Raw genomic sequence first — 24,512 nt, forward strand, 5'->3', positions numbered from 1 at the left:
ACTACAGTTGTGGTACGTCATTTTTTTGTCTTTTTTCAACAGAATCCGTTTTTTTCTTGCAGTCGACCACATCGCGGGTCGGCTTTTTTTGTCTCAGGGCGGCGCTGCATAATACGAGCATCGTTCTTTGACAAAAGCATAGCGATCATTTTTGTGCTGATTCAGTAGTATCTAGGGAGGGAAGATGATGAAAGGAAGCAAGCAATTGTGGCGGTGGAGCCTGTTTTGCGGCGTTTTTGTGCTTGTCGCGCTGGCCTGGCTGGCCGTTGCCAGCGCGCGGGAGGCGAGGATCGTTTACGTTTTTAGCGAAAACTGCGGGTATTGCACGACGTTTACACCTACATTCGATAAAGTGATGGCTGACTACCCCGACTGGCAAGTAGAAAAGCTGGATGTAAATAAACAAGCAGATTTGGATAAAGCGACAGAAATGGGGGCTACAGCAACTCCAACAGTTTTTTTGCTCAAAGATGGGAAAGTGATCGATAAGCTGGAGGGCGACGTCCCAGAGAGTGCGTTCCGGGAATACTTGGAAAGGAACATGCGCGATTGACCATGCAGTATTGTCCGAACTGCGGTTCCAAACTGAAGAATGAATTGAGAGCTTTTGCTTACTATGGCTGCCACTTGTGCAATGCGATCGGTTCAATTCATATATTTCCGGATTGAAAAAGATGGTAAAATAAGGAATGGGGGAGTGTTCAATGCTGAAAAGAAGATGGGTGTCCTGCCTGTTCGCAAGTGTACTCACGTTTACGAGTGTTACTGGCGTCGTCTTTGAAAATTCCGTGCAAGCTGCTGCGACAAATAAAGACTATGAATCGCATGCTGCTAAAGCGGCTATTGATTTCGGCATACAGAAAGGCTACTTGTGGTTGAGTGGCGGTAAGTTCTATCCCAATAATCAAATTACGCAAGGTCAGTTTGTGGCCAGCCTGGTTGCCATCAGAGGCGTAAAGGAAACGGCAGCAGTACCGCAACTACCTGCAGGGCACTGGGCCAAATATAGCTATGAAAGAGCTGTAAAGGCAGGCATACTGAACAATGTAAAAATTGATCCGAATAAGCCGCTCACCAAAGAAGAAGCAGCTCTACTTGTTCTTAATACTTGGAGGCCATATAGAGGTGAAAAAAGTCCCGATTTAACAAACACTGGTGCTTTGATAACATGGGGCTGGATGAAGCCCGCACCAAGAGGCCAACCGAAATTTCGCGAGGATCTGCCTGTGCTGCGAAGTGACGCTGCTGAAATCTTACAATTCATGTGGCAGGATAAATGGCAACTTGAACAAGGAAAAAAATACGCCGATGAGTTCCATAAAAGCTTGAAGGTGGTCAATGGAAAAATCACTGGAAAAGTTCCGAAAGGAGATGGAAACTTTCTGATAAGAGCCATGTTTAACACAAAAGCTGATGGATTAAACGGATTTTTAAATAATGAATCATTCGCGGTTCCTGTCAATTCAGTGAAATCATTAACCTTTCAAGTAATTAACGCGAAGGACTCAACATCAGCGGGTGGATATTGGTATCCCAACCTCCCCAAATTTGATCGGGAAAATCGCACAAAAAAATTCTATCGCTAGTTGAGGGTGCTGACATGAGAAATATTATGTGGAGGCATAGGAGAATCATTTTTTCTATGCTTTCTTTTTGTCTTTTCATAGGGCTATTGGGTATACAACCATCAATGACAGAAGCTGCGCCTAACTTACACGGAATCAAACTAGCAACTATTGATTCCTACAAGCGACTTGCTCCAAAAAATGGATTCACTATAGTTTCTATTGAAGGGATCCCAGGGCAACTAGGAGCAACATTGGCACAAGTTGAAGTGAATGGGAGTGTTGATGGGCAATCCGTTTTAGGATTTGCAGATATAGACGAAAAAGCGGATAAGGGTTGGTATTTCGTAGATGGTGATGAAGCTCCACGCTGGATACAGCGGTTTGGAGGAAATCCCAACTTTATTCTCGGTGGATCAGCTAATGTGTACAGTAAAAAAGTAACCAATGAAACAAATTATGAAATCCCACCCTATCAAGCCTACAATCTCGCGGAACTGGCTGCTGCATCTGGTGGTGCCGGTTATACCAAAGGCGATAACCTGATACCAGATGGAAATGGCGGTTACAAGTCACTAGGCCACTTCCGGACAACGCCGCAGCCGACAGGCGCGGTAACGACCGACAAAACAAAATACAACGTCAACGAAACAGTGACGATCAGTGCAAATGCTACGGACTATTCTTACTATGACCGCGGCATTTTTGTTTGGTCGTTAAGCGTAATCAATAAAACGACAGGCCGTGGCTATAAAAGCTTCCTGTCCAACAAAGATTTCCGCGATCCAAGCGGCACCGTTCCTACCGTAAGTGAAACGAGCAATCCGCCTGGATACACTTGGACCTACAGAAACACCGAGTATAAGCCGACGGAGCCAGGAGTGTACGAAGTATCTTTGACGATTACCGATTTGCACCAGCGGAGCCGTCAAGGTTCGAGTAGTATAAGCGTTTCTACTCCATATATAGCTCAATTTACCGTTGGGGAAGTAACACCCGGCCCGGAAGAACCTGATCCAGAAGAGCCAGATCCAAATCCAGCCTGCTCCATAGAAACAACGAAAACAAAAATGGATATTCAGGTAGTTGGCGACAAAGACATAAAAAATCATACGGCTGTTTCCAGCGGTGGATCGGATATCGTGGTAGAGAAAAATGCAGAGATCACTGTTTTTGCGAAGAAAAACGGCACATTCACGATGAATGGTTCACCAATGGCTACTGGTTCCGGAGGGAATAAAAAGGTCGGAGTAGGCAGTATAGGCTCATCTGGACGAGTAAAGGTAGTTTACAAAAGTGATGACGGGACTGAGTGTTGGGAAAAGTACTTTCGCGTAGAAACCAAAGATGGCGAAGATAAATGCCCCATCATAACACTAAACAATTCAACGATTCGAAATGGGCAAACCATTGAAATATTGCCAATCGACACCCTGTACTTCAAAGCCAAATATACCGACAAGTACGGTGAAACGGGGCCGGCAGAAATCATGTGGGACGTTACGAAACCAAATGGCAGCGTCGTCACTTTGCCTGGCCAGTATGACGATAAAGACAGGTGGCGTCCATACAACGCTGAAAAACTAAATCTGCCATATCCTCCTGAAGTCGTGTTTGAAAAAGGAAAAACATACAAACTCAGGTTAAACTACTCCGCATCGCAATGGAATGGTAAACCTGAATGCGACTTCGAAATAACAATCGTTGTAAAAGATGCATCCTGCTCTATAGCTGATCTTCGAAAAGTCGTGTTTTTTGTCCATGGGCAATACCCGAATCCTTTTTCACCCGAAGGAGACGCGCTGGATAGCTCTCCTAACGGTCCAAGCACACTCACTGAACCTGTCTATATGAGGTACTTCACTGATGCAGGAGATCACTACGAGACAAACATGGGCTTCTCCACGAAGCTCGCGGGAAAATGGTACTTGAAACGGGATGGACAAAAGATACCTTTGACCGATGGTGTAGTACCTGCCAATCAAAAGTTCGATCTCAGACTACCAAGCGATGTTGACGTTGGTGATACCATTCTCATCTCGTTTGAATCCGAGAATGGATGTGTCGGTGAATTGACGTTTACCATTGTATCGGACCGTAAATGCCCGGATATTCTTGTTTCTGTTGAAACCAAATTAAACTCCGAAAAATGGAGTAAGAATATAAAACGTGGAGAAACCATCGAGCTGGCAGCAAATGAACTCCAAGGGGAATACTGGTTCAGGATGTTTTTGAGCCAGGACAGCTCGTACATGGTAAAGTGGTTTGATCCGAACACAGGAATGTGGGAAAGAAAAAGGGATGGCAAATCTTTGTACAGTTCAGGTAGTCCAGGTGAAGACCACTGGATTCTCTTTCCAACAAGTAATGGGGGTCTACTTTTGGACGGACTCTACAAAGTAGAAATAAGTTCATATGAAGACGAGAATTGTCACGGCTTCTTTTTCGTGAAAATTGGTGAAGGCAGTCCAGGTCCAGATCCCGATGGAGAGAACCTTTTGATCGTCAAGAGCAGCTTTGACATTGACCCAGGCGATCCGCAAGCCCCAGGAACGGAAGCGACGATTACTTTCAACGTGAAAAACGCTGGTAAGTTGACGCACGATACAAAACTGGCGGTCAGATGGGAAAGTTCCGAAAAAGAAACAATCCTCGATGTAAATAACTTTAAGGCAGGTGAGGTTCGGAAAATCACTGTCCCAACCAAGTATCCGCAAAAAACAGAGGATTTCATTGCGAATATCAATCCGTCCAAGAACAAACCGGATAACGAAACGATCTGGCCAGATAACCGCGCCCAATGGCCTGTGAAGATCGTCGGCGGAAATATCCCGCAGCCTCCCGGGGGAGGGGAGAATTACGATGGCGGCGAAATCGGGCTGGAGATATACGACAGCGAGAATCGCCAGTTACAAAAGCTGCCGGTACAAGCAGATGGCGTATGGGAACGCGAGCCAGCCAAAATTCGCGTAGTGATCGATCAGGCGAAAATCAACGAAGGCTTTCAAAAGACGCAGCAGCAGATCAATCAAAAAATTACGGAATACAAGCTGCAACTGGAGCAGGCGGTCAGCGGGGAGGACGTCAAAAACATTGCCGTTACGGCCAGCCCCGGCTGGATCACAGACGCCAAAAGCCTTGCTGTCTACACGCCCGCTCTGCTGGATTTACAAGTGACAGGTCCGGGAATCCCGCAGCAATGGCAGGTAGCCAGTACGTCCATGGGGGGAGACTTTTTGTACACGGGCACGCATGTCCCCACCCAAACGACGTGGAGACAAGTGCTGCAAAATCAGCCATACAAAGCGCAAATCAACGGCTTTGTCATTGCCATGGATTACAAAATTGATTTTACGCTGACCTACGATGTGTGTTCCACAAACGAGGAGGACGAGGAAACGTGCGAAGCGCAAACTGCCGTCCGCTCGATGACGGGTCGCTACACGATTACGGTAAAAGGGGGAGAGCGCAGCTTTGAGGTGTTTGAGCCGAATGCGACAAGCTTCATTCAGCATACGCCGGAATGGTCAGAATACCATGCGCGCGACCGTTATAAGGACAGTGCGCCCAACGATTTTTATGCGGGCGAGCGGATTTTGGCGCGCGTGGAACTGCAGGAGCGTCACCGCCATCCGGTCAGCGGCCAGTTTCCGCTGATTGTTTCGGCAAAAGCATGGATATCCGAGACGGGACGGAGGCAGACGCCATTGCAGTCTTTGCTTTCGTTGCAAGCATTTTCAAACCAGCGCTGGGGCGGACAGTCCTATTCAGCGTCCAAGCTGGGGACGCGCGAGGTGGGCGTAGATACACCGTTGATGGGAGACAAGCAGCACGGCTTTGCAAAGGGCGGCTCCTATGCGGTTTACTATCAGGTGCAGTTTCGGTTTGGCGTTGACAAAGGCTTTCCTTATTTGAACAAAACGGCCGGGCAAGGCCATGAGCAGGCAGATTACCGGGTGCCTTTCCGGATTATCGCCAATGCCTGGGAGCGGCAAGGAATCCGCAACCACACGACGCAGTAAATATATTTGCACCCCTTATCTGTCTTTTTTTACTGTTTTAGGTAGATGGAGGATGAGGGGGAGTGTTACGATGAAAACGGCCAAGCGCCTGTCTTATTTCCTTTTTTTGTTGGTGATGTGCTGGACGAATGCTGTCGGGACCGGATGGGCCAGAGAGCGTGAGCTTTTCGTCGAAGCGGCGTGGGCTTGGGTGGAAAAGGGCGAGGTGCGCATTCAGGCGCAATTGTCAACAAGTCCTGAGCGGATCGAGCTGGAAATTGCCCAGGATGGCGAAAACAAGAGCCGCACCTTTCGCAACGATTCACGTATATCCGCCGCTGTACAGCCTACAGGAGACAGCCCTTTACTGATAAGCCTGCGCGAGCCGGATGAGGACGAGCCATTGGTAAGCTGGCAGCTTGATCTGGCTGGTAGAGACATGACTTACGCGGAAAAGCTGACGGTGAAGAAGGCGTCCTGGGGCAGACGTGCAGAGGTGAATGCGGAGTTGCTGGCGTTAACCACGCTTTTCGAGCAGAGGCAAGGGCAAACGACAAGCCAGGCAGACGAGGTTGAAGCAGTCAGCCACAACGAGGATGAGTCCGGCATAGACGAGTCTGACTCCAACGATGCCGACCAGACGCTGGACGAGTTGGCGCAAGAGTTTTACGCCGACTTTGCAGCCAGCGGCAAGCCGGAAGAAATCGAGCTGCGCAGCAGAGAGGTTATTTTTGAACTGGAGCCTAACGATACGTTTGGAAAAGCCGACTGGCTGTTTGACGGAAAGGATGCCAGAGGGAAGATCGGGGCGGTAGGCGACGTGGATTATTGGAAGATCAAAGGGACGAAGCACGGGCGGATGAATGTTTCCTTGCGCGAGATTCCATACGGTCAAGACTATCAACTGTACGTATTTGATGCAGAGCAAAACGAGCTTGGCCGTTCCGAACGCCCAGAAGAGAGCGACGAGTCCGTCGAAGGCATCGGACTGGAAAAAGACCAATGGTATTACATCGCAGTAAAAGGGCAGCGGGAATCCCACCATAAAGATTTCTACTACCGTCTGCGGGCTGATTTTCTGGCTGACCAGTCGGATGCAAAAGCCGATGGGTACGAGCCTAACAACACGCTACAGGAGGCGCATGAGCTGCCCGCCGATTTTTCCGCGTCGCTCACGGGGAATCTGCATGCGAACACAGACGTCGATTACTACCGCTATTCCTTTTCGCTGACATCGACTTTCATGGTCGATCTAAAAGACATTCCCGCGGGGATGGACATGGACCTGTATGTGCAGGATGAACAAGGCAAAGTACTGGCGAAATCAGAAAAACCGAAAAACGCCAACGAGCAAATCATCATGAACGTCAATCCCGGAAGCTACATCATCAAAGTAATGGCCAGCAAGCGATCCGGCTTCACGCCCAATTCCTACAAGCTTAACGTGGCTGCGAAGACGATTCCGGTCATCTTGATCCCGGGGATAGGTGGCTCCCGTCTGGTTGCAGAGGAAAACGGCAAAGCCTCAGAAATATGGCTTGGCCTTGGCGACAGTCTGCTTGGAATCAATGACCCTAAGCATCGGCGCCTGCTCTCCCTGGAGCCGACGAGGCCGAACAGTGTCGAGGTGCGGCCGAGGGAAACGGGCGTCACTATTTACCCGGAACGTGACGATGAAGGATTCAGCGCCATTGAGTATCTTTCCTATTCTCCGCTGGACCCTGTCCGCAATATGACGGAGCAGTATTACAGCATGGTAAAGGAACTGGAGAGGATGGGCTACAAAAAGCACCGCACCATTTTCGCCATGCCGTATGACTGGCGATACAGCAGTACGAAAAATGCGACCGAGTTGAAGAAAAAAATTGATCTCGCCCTGGAGCGGTCAGGGGCACGGCAGGTTCATTTGGTCGCGCACAGCATGGGCGGCTTGCTGACGAGAGAGACGCTGCTTGCAAACGTTTCGTATCAGCCAAAAATCAATCGCATCGTCTACATGGGTACGCCGTTTCTCGGTTCCCCGCGAGCTTATCAGGCGATCAAGTACGGGTACAATTTCTCGATTCCGTGGATGGATGAGGAGACAGGAAAAATCATTTCGGAATACGCTCCGGCTGTGTACGAACTGCTGCCGTCCAAAAAGTACTTTGAAACGGCTGGTTTCCTGAGAAAAAACCGTAACGATACTTACAGCTACACAGAATTTTTGCAGGACAAAAAAATTCGCCTGGATTACGCTCCACTGGTCAAGCAAGGCGGATCGCTCCATGAGAAATGGGACAAAAAGACGATCAATGTGCCGCAGTATTCCATTGTCGGCACAGGTCAAACGACTTTTTTAGGCTACTTCTTCGACGCGTACCACAACGAATGGGTGCCTTATTACGACCAGGGACTGGGAGACGGAACCGTCCCCTATATCAGCGCCAACTACGCCCAAAAAGACATAAAGAAAAGGTATTATGTGACAGGAGAGCATGCCAAGCTGCCGACCATTCCGGAAGTCATGAAGCAAGTGACCCAACTGCTGAAAGGAATCGAGGAAACACAGCCTGGGCTGCGCAATCAAGTCCCGGGGAAAAGCGCCAAGTATTTGTACTACATTATTTCCAAAGAGGACGGAACGTTTCCTGAGCTGACGTTCCACAAAAATGGCAGTATCATCACCCTTGCTGCCGACGAAAAGGAAGTGCGGGACGATCTCGCTATCGAGTACCACGGCAACATTGTCGTCATCCATGTGCTCGACCAAGAGGAGCTGGAGTTTGAAACGCCTCCACCGCAACAGGATGAAAACTCGCCGAAGTTTATCATCAAACGTTTTTCGTCAGAAGATTCGCGAGACGATGAGGAACACGGCAAGCGCTACCGCCTGGACGAGCATGGCCTGTCGCAAGAAAAGCACTCAGTAGACTAATCGCATTCATAGAACGAAGCGGAGAACCACTCATACACAACAAACGAAGCTAATACAACGAACACAGAGAACCATTCGCAAGCAACAAATGATGCCCAGTAAAATAACGCAAACAGCTACAATCCGCAACCGCAACAAGCAACAACATTGCGCCGGGAGCGGACGACAGGATCGTCCACCAGTATCAGGCGACAGCCAAAAAGTAAAAGTTTAGAAAGGACCTGAAAAATGGACAACTTATTTGTCTGGCTATTTCTCGGCCCGTTTATGTATTCCATTGAATTGGGAGGACCGATCATCGGGCTGATTGTGACAGGCTGCATGTGGGCGGTGTTTGGGTTTCGCGGCTGGCCGACGTTTGGCGCGGCGTTTCTCACCAGTTTTTTGTACTACATGATAGCCGTTCCTTCCAGTACTATGCTGGGCTCGCTGCTGATTATCAAAGCCGCGATGGCGGTTCATTCTGCTCTGCTTCTTACCTTGATAATGTGGCTATTCGACAAGGTCATGAAGCGATACCGAAGAAAGCAGGCGGCGGGCAACGAACCGCTCGAAAAATGAACGGGAAATAACCGGGCACATGGGCAAATTGCGTCGCTGTTGGTTTCCGAGTAGAATAAAGAAAGGAGAATCTGTGTCTGGAGGGCGTGTAAATGGATATTTTTGATAACAAAAAAGGCGGCTTTACGATCATGAGCGGCAAAACCGATGTTCATGGCGGGTTTGGTCAAGGTGTACTCGACTTGAATGCGGTATCGTCGGTCATCATCGACGGCGACGAGGCGTACATCGACATGGGCGCTTTGCATGCGAAAAGCTCGGTTGAAAAAGGGATCAAATGGACGACGAACAAAGAAGAAGTGCCGAACGGAAAGCCTTATTGGCTCGTTTGGGTAACCGTTGACCGCAACGAAAATGGCCCGTACTATGCTGGTGCGACTGCGTGCTATATGGAAATTGATCGGGAAGCGCGCCGCGGATACAAAATTTTGGCGGACCATGTGAATCGGATGGACTACTCCATGAAGCGCCGTATCATGCTCGAAGAACTGGGCGAAAAGGAAAAAGCGGCGCTGAAAAAATTGTTGATCGACAACAATGCGGCCATGTTTGAAAATTCTTCAGAGGAATTAAAGCGAAGTTTGTCCTAATGCTGGAAATCGTGAACGGTCTGTGAACAAATTGTGAAATCAATTGTTACCAGAATTGAAGTCAGGTAAACTTATTTCTATATCTGTGTACATGTACACTGGGTCAACAAACAGGGAAAGAGCCGTCACTCTTTCCCTGTTTGTGTTCATGCTGCCGTTGTGATTCAAGCCAATGGCGCAAGCATGTTCCCCTCAGCAAATACACATTGGAGTAAATACACATCAGGCTTTTTTTACAGGTCATGCTTTGTGGCGAACGCGGAACACTAATGAGGCTCGAACCAAACTGTCTGACGGAAGGGGCGGTACGAATGAGTGAAAATCCGCGTGAGCAGGAGCAGTCCCATGACCATTTTGTGAAGCACGGCGGCGTCCATTTCCGCACGCATGTGTCACCTGTTGAAATCAACAACTTCGTCCGGAAGCTCCCGGCGGGCAAACGGGAAAGCTTGTTTGAAGTATTGGAGCAACTCGATCAGGCCGGGCTGATTACGGTCGTCAACGACCACGTCTTCGCAGATGGAGACGGCGTTGTAGGCGGCGGAGACAACAACCAGTCGTTTTCGTGAATGAAAAAAAGGACGCAACTCCTCGCGAGTGCGTCCTTTTCCTTTTGCCCCCTTATTGCTCAGGCTTCCACCAACTGCCCATCCGCTGCCAAAACGTCGACGAATCAGGTGGAGTGAGCGGTGTAGGCGCCTGGTGGTCGGCCGGAATGTGATCGGTGCAGTAATCGTGCGGTTCTGTTCCGCTGGCGAAATAAAACAACTGGGGGTTCGGGCAATGCTCGGTCGCCAATTTCCCGGATGCCGGATCAATGTAGACGGACACGACGCCTGCCGGCATGTCAAAGAGGGCGGGTGGTTGTCCTTTTAGCGCGCTTTCCATGAAGCTGGCCCAAATTTTTTTGGACATATAGCCTTCTTTTACATCGTCCACTTTTTGATTTTTGTCGTATCCTACCCAGACCGTCGCTACCAGTTGAGGCGTGAAGCCGCTCAGCCAGGCATCATAATCGGTAGAGCCTGTCTTTCCGGCCACGGGCCGATTCAACTCGTTTGCGACTCGATACCCGGTTCCGCCGCGCTCAAATACGCTTTGCATCATATTGACCAAGAGCGCTGAGGCGACTGGATCGGCTACACGGGTTTTTTCCGTCTTTTCTTCGAGCAAAATGTTGCCTTCGCTGTCCTCAATCGAGGTGATTGCGATTGGTTGAACAGCTTCTCCCTTGTTGACGATGGCCGCATAAGCCGCATTCAGCTCCAGCGGGGAGACGGGAGACGTTCCCAGCGCCAGAGAAGGTACGGCTTGCATCGGGCTGGTAATGCCCAAGCTTTTGGCTTGCTCGACGACTTTTTGCGGACTGAGAAAATCAATGGTTTTCACTGCGTAAATGTTGTCGGAAGTTTTGATGGCTTCGCGCATGTTAATCATCGCGTTTGCATACCGTCCGCCGAAATTGCTCGGAATGTACTGCTTGTTATTGTCGTAGGTGAACACGGTCGGCTCGCTTTTCATCATCGTCAGCGGCGTGTAGCCGTTTTGCAGGGCTGCCAGGTACATGATCGGCTTGAAGGAAGAGCCCGGCTGTCTTTTGCCGAGTACGCGATTGTACTGGCTCGTTTTGTAATCCCGTCCCCCGACCATTGCTTTGATATGACCGGTAGCAGGGTCCATGGCAACCAATGCGGCTTGCAGGTTCGGATTGTCCTTTGGCAGCGTCGAAGCGATGATTTCCTCCGCCTTTTTTTGCATGACCGGGTCGAGCGTCGTATGGATTTTCAAGCCGCCGTGGATGAATTTTTCCTCGTCAATGCCGTACTTGTTTTTCACCAGATTCGCGATGTAATCACGGAAATACGGGGCCTGCTCGGCGATATTTTCCGCAGTGCGCTGTTTCAGCTTGATCGGCTCCGCATAAGCTTGTTCGGCTTCTTTGGCCGTGAGCATCCCGTCGCGTTCCATCGCTTCGAGAATGAGCTTTTGCCGCGATTTTGCCCGCTCAAAATCAACGAAAGGAGAGTAGTAAGTAGGGCCTTTCGGAATGCCTGCCAGCATCGCGCTTTCGGCTACGGTCAAGTTTTTGGCGTCCTTGCCGAAATACGTTTGGGCGGCCGCCTGGACTCCATAGGCAGAGTGACCGTAATAAATTTGGTTCATGTACATTTCCAAAATTTCATCTTTGCTATAATTCAGCTCCAACTGAATAGCGAGCAGCGCTTCCTTGATCTTTCTTTCCCATGTCTTGTCCAACGTCAAATACAGATTGCGCGCCAACTGCTGGGTAATCGTGCTGGCTCCCTGGCGCATGTCCATGTTGATGACGTCGACGTAGGCGGCCATGGCCAGCCGTTTCCAGTCGAAGCCGTAATGCTCCCGAAACGAACGGTCTTCGATGGCGATTGTCGCGTTGATGAGCGCAGGCGATATTTCCTGGATCGGGACAGAAATGCGGTTTTCTCCCCGATGCATCGTGTCCAGCACTTCTCCATTAGAGGCGTAAATCGTTGTCGTCTGCTTCACGAATGTCTCGGGAAGCGGTTGGGAACGCAAGTACAAAATCAACAGCAAAATGGCAAAAGATAAGCATAATAGGCTGAGTATGGAAAATTTTACAAATTTCTTGGCCCAGCGTAAATAACGGAGCAGGGAGTGCTCGCGCATGACTTCCATTTTGCCTCTCCTCCTTTCTATCGTTTGAATGAGCAAAACGGTGATGGTCGTTTTGCTGACTGACTGGCGGTCCCATCTCCTTTTTTTGAAAAAACAGCGAGACGTTTTTCGCCCAAAAGAGGACATACTAAAGGACGCATGATACTTCTAGTATGGGTAAGCCGTTTGCTGGATAAACTTGCCTGTCGCCTGAAAAACGGCAGGGAGAGCAGCTTTTTCGGCCGCACAGAAAAAAAACTTGCTTTTTGATTGGCAGCTACTATAATTTTCTTGTTATATTGTATTTTCATGCGGTCAATTGAAGGAGGTTACATAACCATGAATATGGAATTGTGGTACACCGAAAAACAAACGGAAAATCACGGGATAACAACGAAAATTACTGATACCCTATACAGTGAGAAATCCGAGTTTCAACAAATCGACGTCATTACTACGAAGCAGTTTGGTCGCATGTTAGTACTTGATGGCATGGTTATGACCACCGATGTCGATGAGTTTGTTTACCACGAGATGATTTCTCACATCGCTCTCAATACGCATCCAAACCCGAAAAAGGTTCTGGTTGTCGGTGGCGGCGACGGCGGTGCAATCCGTGAAATCGTGAAGCATGCGGCTGTGGAAAAAGCAGTTCTGGCCGAAATCGACGGTGGCGTAATTGAATCCTGCAAAAAATACTTCCCTGAAATTGCAAGCGCACTGACCGGCAATCCAAAGGTCGACGTGCAAGTAATTGACGGGATCAAGCATATCCATGACCACAAAGGCGAGTACGATGTGATTATGGTTGACTCGACAGAGCCAGTGGGACCAGCGGTAGGTCTGTTCGAAAAAGGCTTCTACCAAGGCATTCACGATGCGCTGAAACCGGACGGCATCATGGTGGCGCAAACCGAATCTCCATGGTTCAACCGCGATCTCATCAAACGCGTATTCAAAGACCTGAAATCCATCTTCCCGGTTACTCGTCTGTACACTTGCAGCATCCCTACTTATCCATCCGGTCTGTGGAGCTTCACCATCGCTTCCAAGCAGTACGATCCGTTGGAAGTAGATCCGGCGAAAATCAAAGACCTGGGTACCAAATACTACAATGCGGAAGTTCACCACGCTGCTTTCAAACTGCCAAACTTTGTGGCTGAGCTGACCCGCGACTAATCGGAGGAGGACAACCCTGATGCGTTTTGACGAAGCATACTCCGGCAATGTCTTCATCCGCAGCCACAGCAGCTATGAAGAAAGCCAAGCAGTGATTTACGGCATGCCGATGGACTGGACAGTCAGCTTCCGTCCGGGGTCCCGTTTCGGCCCTGCCCGTATCCGCGAAGTGTCGATCGGTCTGGAAGAGTACAGCCCGTACTTGGACAGGCTGCTCGAAGACATCAAATACTTTGACGCAGGCGACATTCCGCTTCCTTTTGGAAACGTCGAAGGCAGCCTGGATGCAATCCGCACGTTCGTGGCAAAAGTGCTGGAAGACGGCAAGTTCCCACTCGGACTGGGCGGCGAGCATCTCGTGTCTTGGCCGGTATTCCAGGCCGTTTATGAAAAGTACAAGGACATGGTAGTCTTCCACTTTGACGCGCATACTGACCTGCGCGACAACTATGAAGGATACCAGTATTCCCACTCCACGCCAATCAAAAAGGTGTGCAACCTGATCGGCGGCAAAAATGTGTATTCTTTCGGCATCCGCAGCGGCATGAAGGAAGAGTTCGACTGGGCGAAGGAAAACATGCACCTGTACAAATACGATGTGCTGGAGCCAGTGAAGCAAGTGCTGCCGACGATCGGCAACCGTCCGATCTATCTGACCATCGACATTGATGTTCTGGACCCGGCGCACGCACCTGGCACGGGCACAACCGAAGCAGGCGGCATTACTTCCCGCGAGCTGTTGGACACCATCCACTACATGGCGAAAAACGGCGCCAATGTCATCGGCTGCGACCTGGTGGAAGTGGCTCCTGTGTACGATCACAGCGAGATGACGCAAATCGTGGCATCGAAAATCGTGCGCGAGCTGCTGCTCAGCTTTGTAAAATAACAATACGAACAACAGACAAGCCTCCGGTTTTCGCAAAAAGCCGGGGGCTTTTTTCATGCTGTCCCGCCTAGAGGTAACTGGAGGCAGTCCTATCATCCAGCCACTTAAACAACATTTTTATTTACAAAGTATATAAAAATAGATAAAATTGCCATACAGAGTAAAAAGCTGCCGAAGCTTTTTTCAAGGGAGTTGTTTCGTATGAGAGAGGTTTTTGCTCACGTCCAGTTTCGCAAGCTGTTTTTCTCCAATCTTTTTTCCGGCTTCGGTCAGGGCATGACGATGATCGGGATTGCCTGGTATTTGGTGGAGACGACAGGCTCTGCACAGCTTTTGGGTTCTACCATGTTCAGCTCTGCGGTCCTGATGTTTTTCATCGGGCCGTACATCGGGACGCTGATTGACCGTTTTTCCCGCAAAAAAATGCTGCTCGTGGAAAACCTGATCGGCTTCGGCGTGCTCGGGATATTGGCTGCCTGGGGATTTTTCGGAGAGTACTACGAGTGGATGCTGATTACGATTTACCTGGTGACGACCTTCATGTACCAGATTCACTATCCGGCACAGTCTGCGCTTGTCCAGGAAACGTTTGAGCCAAGGCACTACAACGATATCAATAGCCTGCTGGAGATCGAGGGGCAGACGGCGTCTGTACTGGCAGGGGCTTTTTCCGGCATTTTGCTCGGCCACTATGGCTTGCACATCGTCATTTTGTTCAACGCGCTGACGTATCTGTTTGCCTTCTGTCTGCTCTCTACGATGAAATACACGTTCACGCTGGAGGGCGAGGCGAAGCTGAGCCAGGGCGTATCCTGGGTCAGCCAGTTCGGCCAAAGCTGGCGCTACATAAAGGAGAAAAAAGGCTTTCTCGTCTTCGGGATTTGTGCGCTGATGCCGTTTATCGCCGTCATGGCGAGCAATCTGCTGAAGCCTGTCTACGTCAGCCAAACGTTGAAGGCGGATGTCTCGGTGTATTCCTTCGGGGAGATGGCGTATGCGCTGGGAGCGGTCGCAGCCGGCATCCTGGTGTCGGTCGTTGTGCGCAAAATGGGACAGCTTGCGGCCATGGTCGGAAATACGCTGCTGTTTGCCGTAGTGATTGTGGCGATGGTGGCTTTGCCCTACGGCTGGGCTTTGATCGCTGCCTACACGTTTTACGGCTGGAGCAACGCCTCTGCCCGCCTCATCCGGCAGTCGCTCTACATGACCGTCGTGCCGAAGCAGTTTATGGGGCGAGTGATGAGCTTTTTCAACTCGCTTGGCATGATGATGCGCCTTGTGCTCATCGGCGTCTTTACCGTCATGATCGACTACACGGGAGCAGGTGCAGGCTACCTCGTTCTCGCGGGATTGCTCTTGCTGGCGGCGATCGGTGTCGCGGCGACGATGCGCTTCCTTTTGGCTGACGCAAAAGAACAGGCGGTTGCAACCCACGAGGGATGATCGTAAAATGAATGGATGATTTGCGGACAGAAAGTAGAAATCATGGAGTGTGGAAGTCGTCATGCAAGAAGTACAGATGAAGCTGTCAGCCAGACATCGCGTCAACGGCGAATGGGATGAATCGACGCATCAGTACGAAGGGAAGCTCGTGCAAAAAGCCAGCGCCTGGTATTTGACGTACAAAGAACAGTTGGAAGGCGTGGGGGAAGTCAGCACGACGCTCAAGCTGACGGACAGAGCCGTTACACTCGTGCGCCAGGGAGGCGTGTCGACCAGACAGCATTTTGAAAAAGGGGCCAGCACGTACGGTACCTACCAAAGCCCGTACGGCCCGTTTGCGATGGAGACGCACACGAGCAAGCTGCGCATCCGCTATGCGGAGGAAGCGCCGGTGCAGGTGGAAATTTTTTACCAGACCTGGATGAACGAGCAGTACGCGGGCGAGCACGAACTGAAAATCGAACTTGGAAAATAAGCCGCTCTTTGCAAGGGCGGTTTTTTGCACGTACAATAGAAGGACTCGCGGCAGGATATGGAAGGAGGGCACAGGCGTGTTCGTACTCGTAAATGGCCTCATTGCCGGGCTTGGTTTGGCTGCCTTTTTGGCGCTGGGGGACGGTTTGTTCGAAACCAGTACGTTTCCTGTGCTGATCGATGTCAGCTACGTCCCGGGCATGGAAAATTTGCCGTCGATTGCAGAGCTGTTGATTCACCTTTTCATCAGTGTCATCATCGCCTTTTTTCTCATGTATTTTTACCCGCGGGATAATCGCGGCAAAACCATCCGCTATTTGCTGTGCTGGATGCTTGCGTTCGCGGTCGCCTTTTTGCCTTTTAGCCTGCTGAGCAAGGTGCAAATGACGTGGACCGCGTTTTTTATATGGGTTTTGGGACATTTGCTGTACACGATGATGCTCTCGATTCAGGTCGCGCGAAATCGGTAGGCTGATGCGCATTTGCCGAATTTTCGGCATAGTGATGGTTTTTTGGCAGCAAGGTTGAAAGGAGTGGAGGCCAGCATGCCGTTGTCTGATACGGTGGAAATGTTGCAGGCGATACTGGGGGCAATTGATGAGGGGATTCACGTAGTCGATGCGGATGGAATCACGATTTTCTATAACCACGTCGCGGCCAGGCTTGACGGGCTTACGCCAGAGGAAGTGCTCGGAAAGCCGCTTCTGGAGGTGTTTCCGTCGCTTGATCGGCATTCGAGCACGCTGCTGCGCGTAATCGAGAGCGGGGACGCGATCTACAATCAGACACAGACGTATAAAAACTGGAAAGGGATGCGGGTCGAGACGGTCAACACGACGCTTCCGGTACGCGTCGGCAAAAGGCTGGTCGGCGCAGTCGAGGTCGCCAAAGATATCGGCAAGCTGAAAGAGCTGTCGGAGCGCCTCGTCGACTTGCAGGCGAAGATCAGCAAGCCGAAGCGCGCCAAGCGGGGAGCGGAGGAGCTTGCCTTTCACTTCGACGACATTTTGACGAAGAGCGAAAAGATGAAACGGCTGAAGGAACGGGCGAAAAAAGCGGCGCGAACGACTTCGCCCGTGCTGATTTACGGCGAGACGGGGACGGGGAAGGAGCTGTTTGTCCAGTCCATCCACCAGGCGTCTTCGCGCAGCGGCAAGCCGTTTATCGCGCAAAACTGTGCGGCGCTTCCCGCGTCTCTCCTGGAGAGCCTGTTGTTCGGCACGGTGAAGGGAAGCTTTACGGGAGCGGACGATCGCCCCGGGCTGTTTGAACTGGCAGACGGCGGCACGTTGTTTTTGGATGAGTTGAACAGCATGCCGCTCGATTTGCAGGCAAAGCTGCTGCGCGTGCTGCAGGATGGGCAGATTCGGCGAATCGGCGGAAGCCAGTCGACCAAAGTCGACGTCCGCGTCATTGCGGCCGTCAACGAAGCTCCGCAATCGCTTGTGGAGCGCGGCCTGATGCGAACCGACCTGTACTATCGGATCAATGTCGTTTCCTTTGAATTGCCGCCGTTGCGCGAGCGCAGAGAAGATGTGGAACTGCTGGTGGAGCACTTTTTGAGCAAATTCAACCGCGAGTTCGCCATGAATGTGCGCGGAGTCAGCCAGGAGGTGGCCCAACTGTTTGCGCGCTACGACTGGCCGGGTAACGTCCGGGAGCTGGAGCACGTCGTCGAGGCTGCGATGAACATGGTCGAGGGCGACATGTTGCTGCTGGAGCATCTGCCCGCTCATATGCTGGAGCGTGCGCTGCCGGAAACGCCTCTGCACACACTCTCGTCAGACCCGGTTTCCTTGCTCGCGGAAAAGGAAGGCTGTACACTGCCCGAGCTTCTGCGCGAGCTGGAGGAGCGGATCATCGGGGACGCACTGAAAAAGACTGATGGCAACGTACTGCGCGCGGCGAAGCTTTTGGGAATCCCCAGGCAAACGCTGCAATACAAGCTTTCGAAACGGATGATCCCGCCCTGTTGAATGCCGAAAATTCGGCAGCCCAAACAGACGGACTAGACGAGCGAAACGCTTACAAAACGATCTATTTCTTATTTTCTAAATCTTTAGATTTGATTGGCACGACCTTTGCATCTTTACTTGGTCGAGTGAAACGCATGAGGGTTCACTACAGACGAGAGGAGATGTGAAGCAGATGACAGTAGCGACAAGACGTGACTGGCGTTCCATTGAGCTTTGGAAGGACGTGCCGGAAGAAAAGTGGAATGACTGGATGTGGCAGTTGACCCACACCATCAAGACCGTAGATGATTTGAAGCAGGTCATCAACCTGACGCCGGAAGAGGAAGAGGGCGTGCGCATTTCGACGCAAACCATTCCTTTGAATATTACGCCGTACTACGCTTCCCTGATGGACGTGGACGATCCGAAAGATCCGGTGCGCATGCAATCCGTACCGCTGTCTTCGGAAATGGTGCGCACGAAGTACGACATGGAAGACCCTCTGCACGAGGACACCGATTCTCCGGTTCCCGGCCTGACGCACCGCTATCCGGACCGCGTGCTTTTCCTTGTCACGAACCAATGCTCGATGTACTGCCGCTATTGCACGCGCCGCCGCTTCTCCGGCCAGATCGGGATGGGCGTGCCAAAGAAACAGCTCGACGCCTGTATTGAATACATCCGCAGCAGACCGGAAGTGCGTGACGTGCTTCTCTCTGGCGGAGACGGACTGTTAATCAACGACCGCGTGCTGGAATACATCATCAGCAGCCTGCGCGCGATCCCGCATGTGGAGATCATCCGCATCGGTACCCGTGCGCCTGTTGTATTCCCGCAGCGGATTACGGAAAACTTGTGCAACATCCTGAAAAAATACCATCCTGTATGGCTCAATACACACTTCAACCATCCTAAGGAAATTACGCCGGAAGCGAAGCAGGCTTGCGAAATGTTGGCAAACGCGGGCGTGCCTCTGGGCAACCAGGCCGTCATTCTCGCCGGAATCAACGACTGCCCCAACACGATGAAAAAGCTGGTGCAGGATCTGGTAAAAATTCGCGTCCGTCCGTACTACATCTATCAATGCGACCTGTCTGAAGGGATCGGCCACTTCCGCGCTCCCGTCAGCAAAGGAATCGAAATCATCGAGCACCTGCGCGGCCATACTTCCGGCTACGCCGTACCGACCTTCGTGGTGGATGCTCCGCACGGCGGCGGGAAAATTCCGGTCAGCCCGAACTACATTATTTCCCAGGCGTCCGACAAAGTGGTGCTGCGCAACTTCGAAGGCGTAATCACTTCGTATCCGGAGCCGAAGCAGTACCATGAGCACGACGAGGAAAACTGCGAATACTGCATCGCGGCAAAAGGCAAGGCAGTTGGTATCGCTGCGCTCATGCAGGATGAAGCAGACAACCTGGAGCCGGCCGACCTGCCGCGCAACAAGCGCATCAAGGCGACAAAAGTCAAGTCGCTGGCCGATGTGCGCATGGAGCAAAAGGCGAAAAAGGAACAAAGCGCAGTAGAAACAAAAGAAGCGTCCGGCAAATAAAGAGAGCAAAAAGGAACGTAAAGCGGCTGCCTGCTACGAACAGGCGGCCGCTTGTTTTTTGTACATCCGAAAAAAAGGGCAGCATAGCGAGAGCGAGACTTCCGAACTCCGAACTCCACACTCCGCATGAAGTGAGACAGCAATGCCGGTACGAAGGCTGCGCTAAACAGCCTGGCGCCGCCCACTTTTCTAATGAGAATATTTCCAACTTTATTTGGAGGATGGTTGATTTGCCACTTATGTGATAAGATCAGATTACAGCAGTATGAGCGAACGTTCAGTCGGTTTTATTTCATTCTTTTAAAAAATCAAACTTACCGACTGAATAGTCATTCATTTTTCTTTTTGATTCTGATAAGATAGAAAGTAAAGACAACTCGTGAAAGTGGGGGAGTAGAAACATGCTGGCACTTATCAATCTGATCGCGTTTTTCCTGGTGCTCGCTTACGGGCTGTATCTGGCCGGACATGTTGTGTACAGCAGATATTTGTTCATCAAGCTGGGCAAAAAGCCAGATGTGAAAGATGACTTTGGCGCACGTATCAACCTGATGCTGGACAACGTCATTTTCCACAAGAAGCTGTTGAAGGACAAAAAGAGCGGGATCATGCACGTCGTGATGTTTTACGGCTTCATTATCCTCCAGTTCGGCGCGATTGAGCTGGTTATCAAGGGGCTGTCCAAAGGCTTCGAGCTTCCGTTTGGCAGCGCTCACAAATATTTTTCGCTCATGCAGGAGATTACTACGTTTCTCATCCTGGCCGCCGTCGGATATGCCTTTTACCGCCGCTATATCGAGAAGCTGAAGCGGTTGAAGCGCGGCTTCAAGTCAGGGATCGTCCTGCTTCTGATCTCTTCCCTGATGGCGACCGTGCTGCTTTCCCTCGCCTTCGAGCAAATCTGGCTCGGCCATGAAGCATCCGGCTTTGCGCCGATTTCCTCCGTGATCGCGATGGCGTTTTCCGCGATTGGCGTAGGGACGACAGGTGGAGCGGTTCTGTTTTACGTATTCTGGTGGGCGCATCTGATTATTTTGCTGGGCTTTGCCGTCTACGTGCCGCAGTCCAAGCACGCGCACTTGCTGTTTGCTCCGGTAAACGTCTGGTTCAAAAAGCTCGACCCGCCCGGCAAGCTGTCCAGCATCAACTTCGAGGACGAGACGCAGGAAGTGTTCGGCGTAGGCAAGATCGAGGACTTTACGCAAACGCAGTTGATCGACCTGTACGCCTGTGTCGAGTGCGGACGCTGTACGAATATGTGTCCGGCATCCGGTACCGGAAAAATGCTTTCGCCGATGGACCTGATTACGAAAATGCGCGACCATTTGACGGAAAAAGGGGCGGCTGTCACCTCCCGCACGCCGTGGATGCCGAACTTCGCGTTTTCGCAAACGACGGCCAACCAGATCGCTTTGCAAGCGTCCGAAGTAGCGGCCACAGCCGAAGAGGCGACATCTGTCTACGAGAAAAACTTGATTGGCGATGTGATTACCGAGCAGGAGCTGTGGGCTTGTACGACCTGTCGCAACTGCGAGGATCAATGCCCGGTCATGAACGAGCACGTGGAAAAAATCATCGACATGCGCCGCTACCTGGTGATGACGGAAGGCAGCATGCCAGCCGAAGCGCAACGCGCCTTGAACAATATCGAGCGCCAGGGCAACCCGTGGGGAATCAACCGCAAAGACCGGATGAAGTGGATCGAAGGTCTGAACGGGCAATACGAAGTGCCGACGGTCAAACAGGTCGAGGACTTCGAGTATTTGTTCTGGGTAGGCTCGATGGGGTCGTTTGACTTGCGCAGCCAAAAAATTTCCCAGGCGTTCGTGAAGCTCATGCACGAAGCAGGCGTCAAGTTCGCCATCCTCGGCAACGAGGAAAAGAACTCGGGAGACACAGCGCGCCGCATCGGAAACGAGTTTTTGTTCCAGCAGTTGGCGCAGGAAAACATCGCGCTGTTCGAAGGCTACGAAGTCAAAAAAATCGTGACCTGCGACCCGCATGCGTACAATACGTTCAAAAACGAGTATCCGGAGTTCGGTCTGACTGCCGAAGTGTACCACCACTCCGAGCTGCTCGCCCAGTGGGTGAAGGAAGGCCGCCTCAAGCCGACCAAGGAAGTCAAGGAGCGCATTACGTATCACGACTCTTGCTATTTGGGGCGCTACAACGAGATTTACGACAAGCCGCGCGTCATTCTGGAAGCAATTCCTGGCGTGGAAGTAGTCGAGATGAAGCGCAGCGGCTGCGACAGCATGTGCTGCGGAGCGGGCGGCGGTCTGATGTGGATGGAAGAGCATGAGGGCACGCGGGTCAACGTGGCGCGCACAGAGCAAGCGTTGGAGGTCAATCCGACCGCAATCGCCAGCGCCTGCCCGTACTGCCTGACCATGATAAATGACGGCATCAAGACCAAGGAAAAGGAAGACGACGTCAAGACGCGCGATGTAGCGGAAATTTTGGCGGACGCGATCTAAAACAGAGAGGATCGGCACCGCGAAAACAGCCTGATACGAGGGAAAACTCAGGCTGTTCTTTTTTTCCTAATTCATTGACTAATCGAACAGAAGACGGCAAAATGAAGATAGCAGATAAAATGAACGAACGCTCGATCAATTTATTTTTCGTTAATAAGCTACGAAAAAGCCGAATGGAGGGCATGCGATGAAAACGGTGATTGTAGGGGCGGCACGTACCCCGTTTGGTAAATTTGGCGGCTCTTTGAAAGCGTTGTCTGCGGTAGAACTCGGCGCTGTCGTCATCAAGGAGGCAGTGGAGCGCTCCGGCATTTCCGGCGACCAGGTCGACGAAGTCATCATGGGAATGGTCGTACAGGCAGGCGCGGGTCAGGTGCCTTCCCGCCAGGCCGCTCGCAAAGCCGGACTGCCCTGGAATGTGGCGAGCGAGACGATCAACAAAGTATGTGCCTCCGGGATGCGCGCCGTCACGATGGGCGACCAGATTATTCGCGCAGGGGACGGGGAAATCATCGTCGCAGGCGGGATGGAGAGCATGAGCAACGCGCCGTACGCTCTGCCGGATGCGCGCTACGGAATGCGGATGGGCGATGCCACCGTGCGCGATCTGATGATGTACGATGGCCTCACATGTCCGTTTGACCAGGTGCCGATGGCGATTCACGGCAGCAACGTAGCCGAAGAGTACGGAATTACGCGGGAAGCGCAGGACGAGTGGGCGCTGCGCAGTCAGCAGCGGGCTGCCAAGGCAGTGGAATCCGGGCTTTTTGCCGAAGAGATTGTCGCCGTCTCCATTCCGCAGAAAAAAGGAGAGCCGGTGCTGGTCACAAAAGACGAGGGACCGCGCCCGGATACCACCAGGGAAGGACTCGCCAAGCTGCCTCCGGTCTACAAAAAGGACGGCACAATTACGGCAGGCAATGCGCCGGGAATCAACGACGGAGCGGCAGCGATGGTGCTGATGTCCGACGAAAAAGCGAAGCAACTGGGCATCAAGCCGCTGGCGACGATTCTCGGGCATGCGCAGGTGGGGGCCGAAGCGCCCTACATCGCGACAACACCGGGTCTTGCGATCAACAAGCTGCTTGAAAAAACAGGGGTGTCGCTCGGCGAGATTGATCTGTTCGAGGTGAACGAAGCGTTCGCGGCCGTGACGTTGACGAGCGGCAAAATCGTCGGCTGGGACGACGAAAAAGTGAATGTGAACGGGGGAGCGATCGCGCTCGGTCACCCGATTGGCGCGAGCGGAGCGCGGATTATTATGCACCTCGCTTACGAATTGAAGAGACGCGGTGGCGGATTGGGGATCGCGGCGATTTGCAGCGGTGCCGCACAGGGAGACGCTATCCTGATTAAAGTGGAATAGGGAGGCCTTTTACATGAACGTACAAACGATTATGGTCATCGGAGCAGGACAGATGGGCAGCGGGATTGCCCAGGTAGCGGCGCAGGCAGGCTTTCGCGTTTATTTGAACGACGTGCAGCAGCCGTTTGTGGAGCGCGGTCTGGCGACGATTGCGAAAAACCTGTCGCGCAACGTGGAAAAAGGCAAGCTGAGCGAGGACGACAAGCAGGCGATCTTGTCCCGTCTCGTCGTGTCGACGGACTTGGCGGACGCTGCGGAAGCGGATTTTGTCATCGAAGCTGTGACGGAAAACATGGCGGTGAAAACAGGAATTTTCTCCAAGCTGGACGAGGTATGTCCGCCGCATACGATCTTGGCGAGCAATACTTCGTCTCTGCCGATTACGGAGATTGCGGCTGTGACGAAGCGCCCGGAAAAAGTGATCGGCATGCACTTCATGAACCCGGTTCCCGTGATGAAGCTGGTCGAGATCATCCGTGGACTGCAAACCGCAGATGAGGTGTACCAACTGACAGAGGATTTGTCCAAGCAAATGGGCAAAGTGCCTGTAAGCGTCAATGATTTTCCGGGCTTTGTCTCCAACCGGGTGCTGATGCCGATGCTCAACGAAGCGATCTACTGTGTATATGAGGGTGTGGCGACGCCGGAAGCGATCGACGAAGTGATGAAGCTCGGCATGAACCATCCGATGGGCCCTCTCCAACTGGCGGACTTCATCGGTTTGGATACGTGCCTCTACATCATGGAGGTGCTGCACGAAGGCTTCGGCGATTCCAAATACCGTCCTTGCCCGTTGTTGCGCAAATATGTAAAAGCGGGCTGGCTAGGCAAAAAATCCGGTCGAGGATTCTACGTGTACAACTAACTGATGATTCGGCAGAAAGGTAG

General features: G+C 51.7%; 18 protein-coding genes. 17 read left to right on the forward strand and 1 reads right to left on the reverse strand.

Annotation, left to right across the window (positions count from 1 at the left end):
- Positions 1 to 187 precede the first annotated feature (187 nt).
- The 7 genes from AC3WQH_RS05245 to AC3WQH_RS05275 all read left to right on the forward strand — a co-directional run bounded on the left by AC3WQH_RS05245 (position 188) and on the right by AC3WQH_RS05275 (position 10,203).
- Positions 188 to 553, forward strand: a complete 366-nt coding sequence (locus AC3WQH_RS05245) for a thioredoxin family protein (protein ID WP_005830272.1) — start codon at positions 188 to 190, stop codon at positions 551 to 553.
- Positions 554 to 704: 151 nt separating this feature from the next.
- Positions 705 to 1,586 carry an S-layer homology domain-containing protein gene (locus AC3WQH_RS05250; RefSeq protein ID WP_026557576.1) on the forward strand — a complete coding sequence of 294 codons (882 nt, stop codon included), beginning with the start codon at positions 705 to 707 and terminating at the stop codon, positions 1,584 to 1,586.
- A gap of 56 nt (positions 1,587 to 1,642) precedes the next feature.
- The gene (locus AC3WQH_RS05255; RefSeq protein ID WP_492331927.1) at positions 1,643 to 5,587 is read left to right on the forward strand and encodes an ABC transporter permease; all 3,945 of its coding nucleotides are present in this window, start codon (positions 1,643 to 1,645) and stop codon (positions 5,585 to 5,587) included.
- A gap of 70 nt (positions 5,588 to 5,657) precedes the next feature.
- Entirely contained in the window at positions 5,658 to 8,483 is a 2,826-nt protein-coding gene (locus AC3WQH_RS05260) for a lipase/acyltransferase domain-containing protein (RefSeq protein ID WP_492331928.1), read from the forward strand.
- 228 nt (positions 8,484 to 8,711) lie between these two features.
- Entirely contained in the window at positions 8,712 to 9,044 is a 333-nt protein-coding gene (locus tag AC3WQH_RS05265; RefSeq protein WP_026557573.1) for a hypothetical protein, read from the forward strand.
- A gap of 92 nt (positions 9,045 to 9,136) precedes the next feature.
- Positions 9,137 to 9,634 carry a YwhD family protein gene (locus tag AC3WQH_RS05270; protein WP_005830262.1) on the forward strand — a complete coding sequence of 166 codons (498 nt, stop codon included), beginning with the start codon at positions 9,137 to 9,139 and terminating at the stop codon, positions 9,632 to 9,634.
- Positions 9,635 to 9,945: 311 nt separating this feature from the next.
- Positions 9,946 to 10,203: a hypothetical protein gene (locus AC3WQH_RS05275; RefSeq protein ID WP_005830260.1), complete on the forward strand. Its 258-nt coding sequence runs from the start codon at positions 9,946 to 9,948 to the stop codon at positions 10,201 to 10,203.
- 52 nt (positions 10,204 to 10,255) lie between these two features.
- On the opposite strand, the gene AC3WQH_RS05280 is transcribed toward AC3WQH_RS05275, so the two are convergent.
- Positions 10,256 to 12,310: a transglycosylase domain-containing protein gene (locus tag AC3WQH_RS05280; RefSeq protein WP_492331929.1), complete on the reverse strand. Its 2,055-nt coding sequence runs from the start codon at positions 12,308 to 12,310 to the stop codon at positions 10,256 to 10,258.
- A 324-nt stretch (positions 12,311 to 12,634) separates the two neighbouring features.
- Between AC3WQH_RS05280 and speE the strand changes: the two genes are divergently transcribed.
- The 10 genes from speE to AC3WQH_RS05330 all read left to right on the forward strand — a co-directional run bounded on the left by speE (position 12,635) and on the right by AC3WQH_RS05330 (position 24,489).
- A complete protein-coding gene (gene speE, locus AC3WQH_RS05285; protein WP_005830256.1) occupies positions 12,635 to 13,468 on the forward strand; it encodes a polyamine aminopropyltransferase in 834 nt (277 codons plus the stop codon).
- Positions 13,469 to 13,487: 19 nt separating this feature from the next.
- Positions 13,488 to 14,357: an agmatinase gene (speB, locus tag AC3WQH_RS05290; RefSeq protein ID WP_005830254.1), complete on the forward strand. Its 870-nt coding sequence runs from the start codon at positions 13,488 to 13,490 to the stop codon at positions 14,355 to 14,357.
- Between the two features lie 201 nt (positions 14,358 to 14,558).
- Positions 14,559 to 15,800 carry an MFS transporter gene (locus tag AC3WQH_RS05295; RefSeq protein WP_492331930.1) on the forward strand — a complete coding sequence of 414 codons (1,242 nt, stop codon included), beginning with the start codon at positions 14,559 to 14,561 and terminating at the stop codon, positions 15,798 to 15,800.
- Positions 15,801 to 15,861: 61 nt separating this feature from the next.
- Positions 15,862 to 16,275: a YwiB family protein gene (locus AC3WQH_RS05300; RefSeq protein WP_492331931.1), complete on the forward strand. Its 414-nt coding sequence runs from the start codon at positions 15,862 to 15,864 to the stop codon at positions 16,273 to 16,275.
- 76 nt (positions 16,276 to 16,351) lie between these two features.
- On the forward strand, positions 16,352 to 16,744 hold the full coding sequence (locus AC3WQH_RS05305; protein ID WP_005830249.1) for a hypothetical protein: 393 nt from the start codon (positions 16,352 to 16,354) through the stop codon (positions 16,742 to 16,744).
- A gap of 75 nt (positions 16,745 to 16,819) precedes the next feature.
- Positions 16,820 to 18,250, forward strand: coding sequence for a sigma-54 interaction domain-containing protein (locus tag AC3WQH_RS05310; RefSeq protein WP_492331932.1), 1,431 nt, complete (start codon positions 16,820 to 16,822; stop codon positions 18,248 to 18,250).
- 172 nt (positions 18,251 to 18,422) lie between these two features.
- On the forward strand, positions 18,423 to 19,781 hold the full coding sequence (gene kamA / locus AC3WQH_RS05315) for a lysine 2,3-aminomutase (protein ID WP_005827844.1): 1,359 nt from the start codon (positions 18,423 to 18,425) through the stop codon (positions 19,779 to 19,781).
- A gap of 401 nt (positions 19,782 to 20,182) precedes the next feature.
- Positions 20,183 to 22,258 carry a (Fe-S)-binding protein gene (locus AC3WQH_RS05320; protein WP_005827843.1) on the forward strand — a complete coding sequence of 692 codons (2,076 nt, stop codon included), beginning with the start codon at positions 20,183 to 20,185 and terminating at the stop codon, positions 22,256 to 22,258.
- Between the two features lie 187 nt (positions 22,259 to 22,445).
- Positions 22,446 to 23,624, forward strand: coding sequence for an acetyl-CoA C-acetyltransferase (locus tag AC3WQH_RS05325; RefSeq protein WP_007786114.1), 1,179 nt, complete (start codon positions 22,446 to 22,448; stop codon positions 23,622 to 23,624).
- A gap of 13 nt (positions 23,625 to 23,637) precedes the next feature.
- Positions 23,638 to 24,489, forward strand: a complete 852-nt coding sequence (locus AC3WQH_RS05330) for a 3-hydroxybutyryl-CoA dehydrogenase (RefSeq protein ID WP_122953087.1) — start codon at positions 23,638 to 23,640, stop codon at positions 24,487 to 24,489.
- Positions 24,490 to 24,512 lie beyond the last annotated feature (23 nt).

This window comes from Brevibacillus sp. FW301-21C12A, from assembly GCF_058788915.1.

Coding starts and splice junctions, on each gene's coding strand:
- AC3WQH_RS05245 (WP_005830272.1), top strand. CDS start 188: ATGAAAGGAAGCAAGCAATTGTGGCGGTGGAGCCTGTTTTGCGGCGTT.
- AC3WQH_RS05250 (WP_026557576.1), top strand. CDS start 705: ATGCTGAAAAGAAGATGGGTGTCCTGCCTGTTCGCAAGTGTACTCACG.
- AC3WQH_RS05255 (WP_492331927.1), top strand. CDS start 1,643: ATGCTTTCTTTTTGTCTTTTCATAGGGCTATTGGGTATACAACCATCA.
- AC3WQH_RS05260 (WP_492331928.1), top strand. CDS start 5,658: ATGAAAACGGCCAAGCGCCTGTCTTATTTCCTTTTTTTGTTGGTGATG.
- AC3WQH_RS05265 (WP_026557573.1), top strand. CDS start 8,712: ATGGACAACTTATTTGTCTGGCTATTTCTCGGCCCGTTTATGTATTCC.
- AC3WQH_RS05270 (WP_005830262.1), top strand. CDS start 9,137: ATGGATATTTTTGATAACAAAAAAGGCGGCTTTACGATCATGAGCGGC.
- AC3WQH_RS05275 (WP_005830260.1), top strand. CDS start 9,946: ATGAGTGAAAATCCGCGTGAGCAGGAGCAGTCCCATGACCATTTTGTG.
- AC3WQH_RS05280 (WP_492331929.1), bottom strand. CDS start 12,310: ATGGAAGTCATGCGCGAGCACTCCCTGCTCCGTTATTTACGCTGGGCC.
- speE (WP_005830256.1), top strand. CDS start 12,635: ATGGAATTGTGGTACACCGAAAAACAAACGGAAAATCACGGGATAACA.
- speB (WP_005830254.1), top strand. CDS start 13,488: ATGCGTTTTGACGAAGCATACTCCGGCAATGTCTTCATCCGCAGCCAC.
- AC3WQH_RS05295 (WP_492331930.1), top strand. CDS start 14,559: ATGAGAGAGGTTTTTGCTCACGTCCAGTTTCGCAAGCTGTTTTTCTCC.
- AC3WQH_RS05300 (WP_492331931.1), top strand. CDS start 15,862: ATGCAAGAAGTACAGATGAAGCTGTCAGCCAGACATCGCGTCAACGGC.
- AC3WQH_RS05310 (WP_492331932.1), top strand. CDS start 16,820: ATGCCGTTGTCTGATACGGTGGAAATGTTGCAGGCGATACTGGGGGCA.
- kamA (WP_005827844.1), top strand. CDS start 18,423: ATGACAGTAGCGACAAGACGTGACTGGCGTTCCATTGAGCTTTGGAAG.
- AC3WQH_RS05320 (WP_005827843.1), top strand. CDS start 20,183: ATGCTGGCACTTATCAATCTGATCGCGTTTTTCCTGGTGCTCGCTTAC.
- AC3WQH_RS05325 (WP_007786114.1), top strand. CDS start 22,446: ATGAAAACGGTGATTGTAGGGGCGGCACGTACCCCGTTTGGTAAATTT.
- AC3WQH_RS05330 (WP_122953087.1), top strand. CDS start 23,638: ATGAACGTACAAACGATTATGGTCATCGGAGCAGGACAGATGGGCAGC.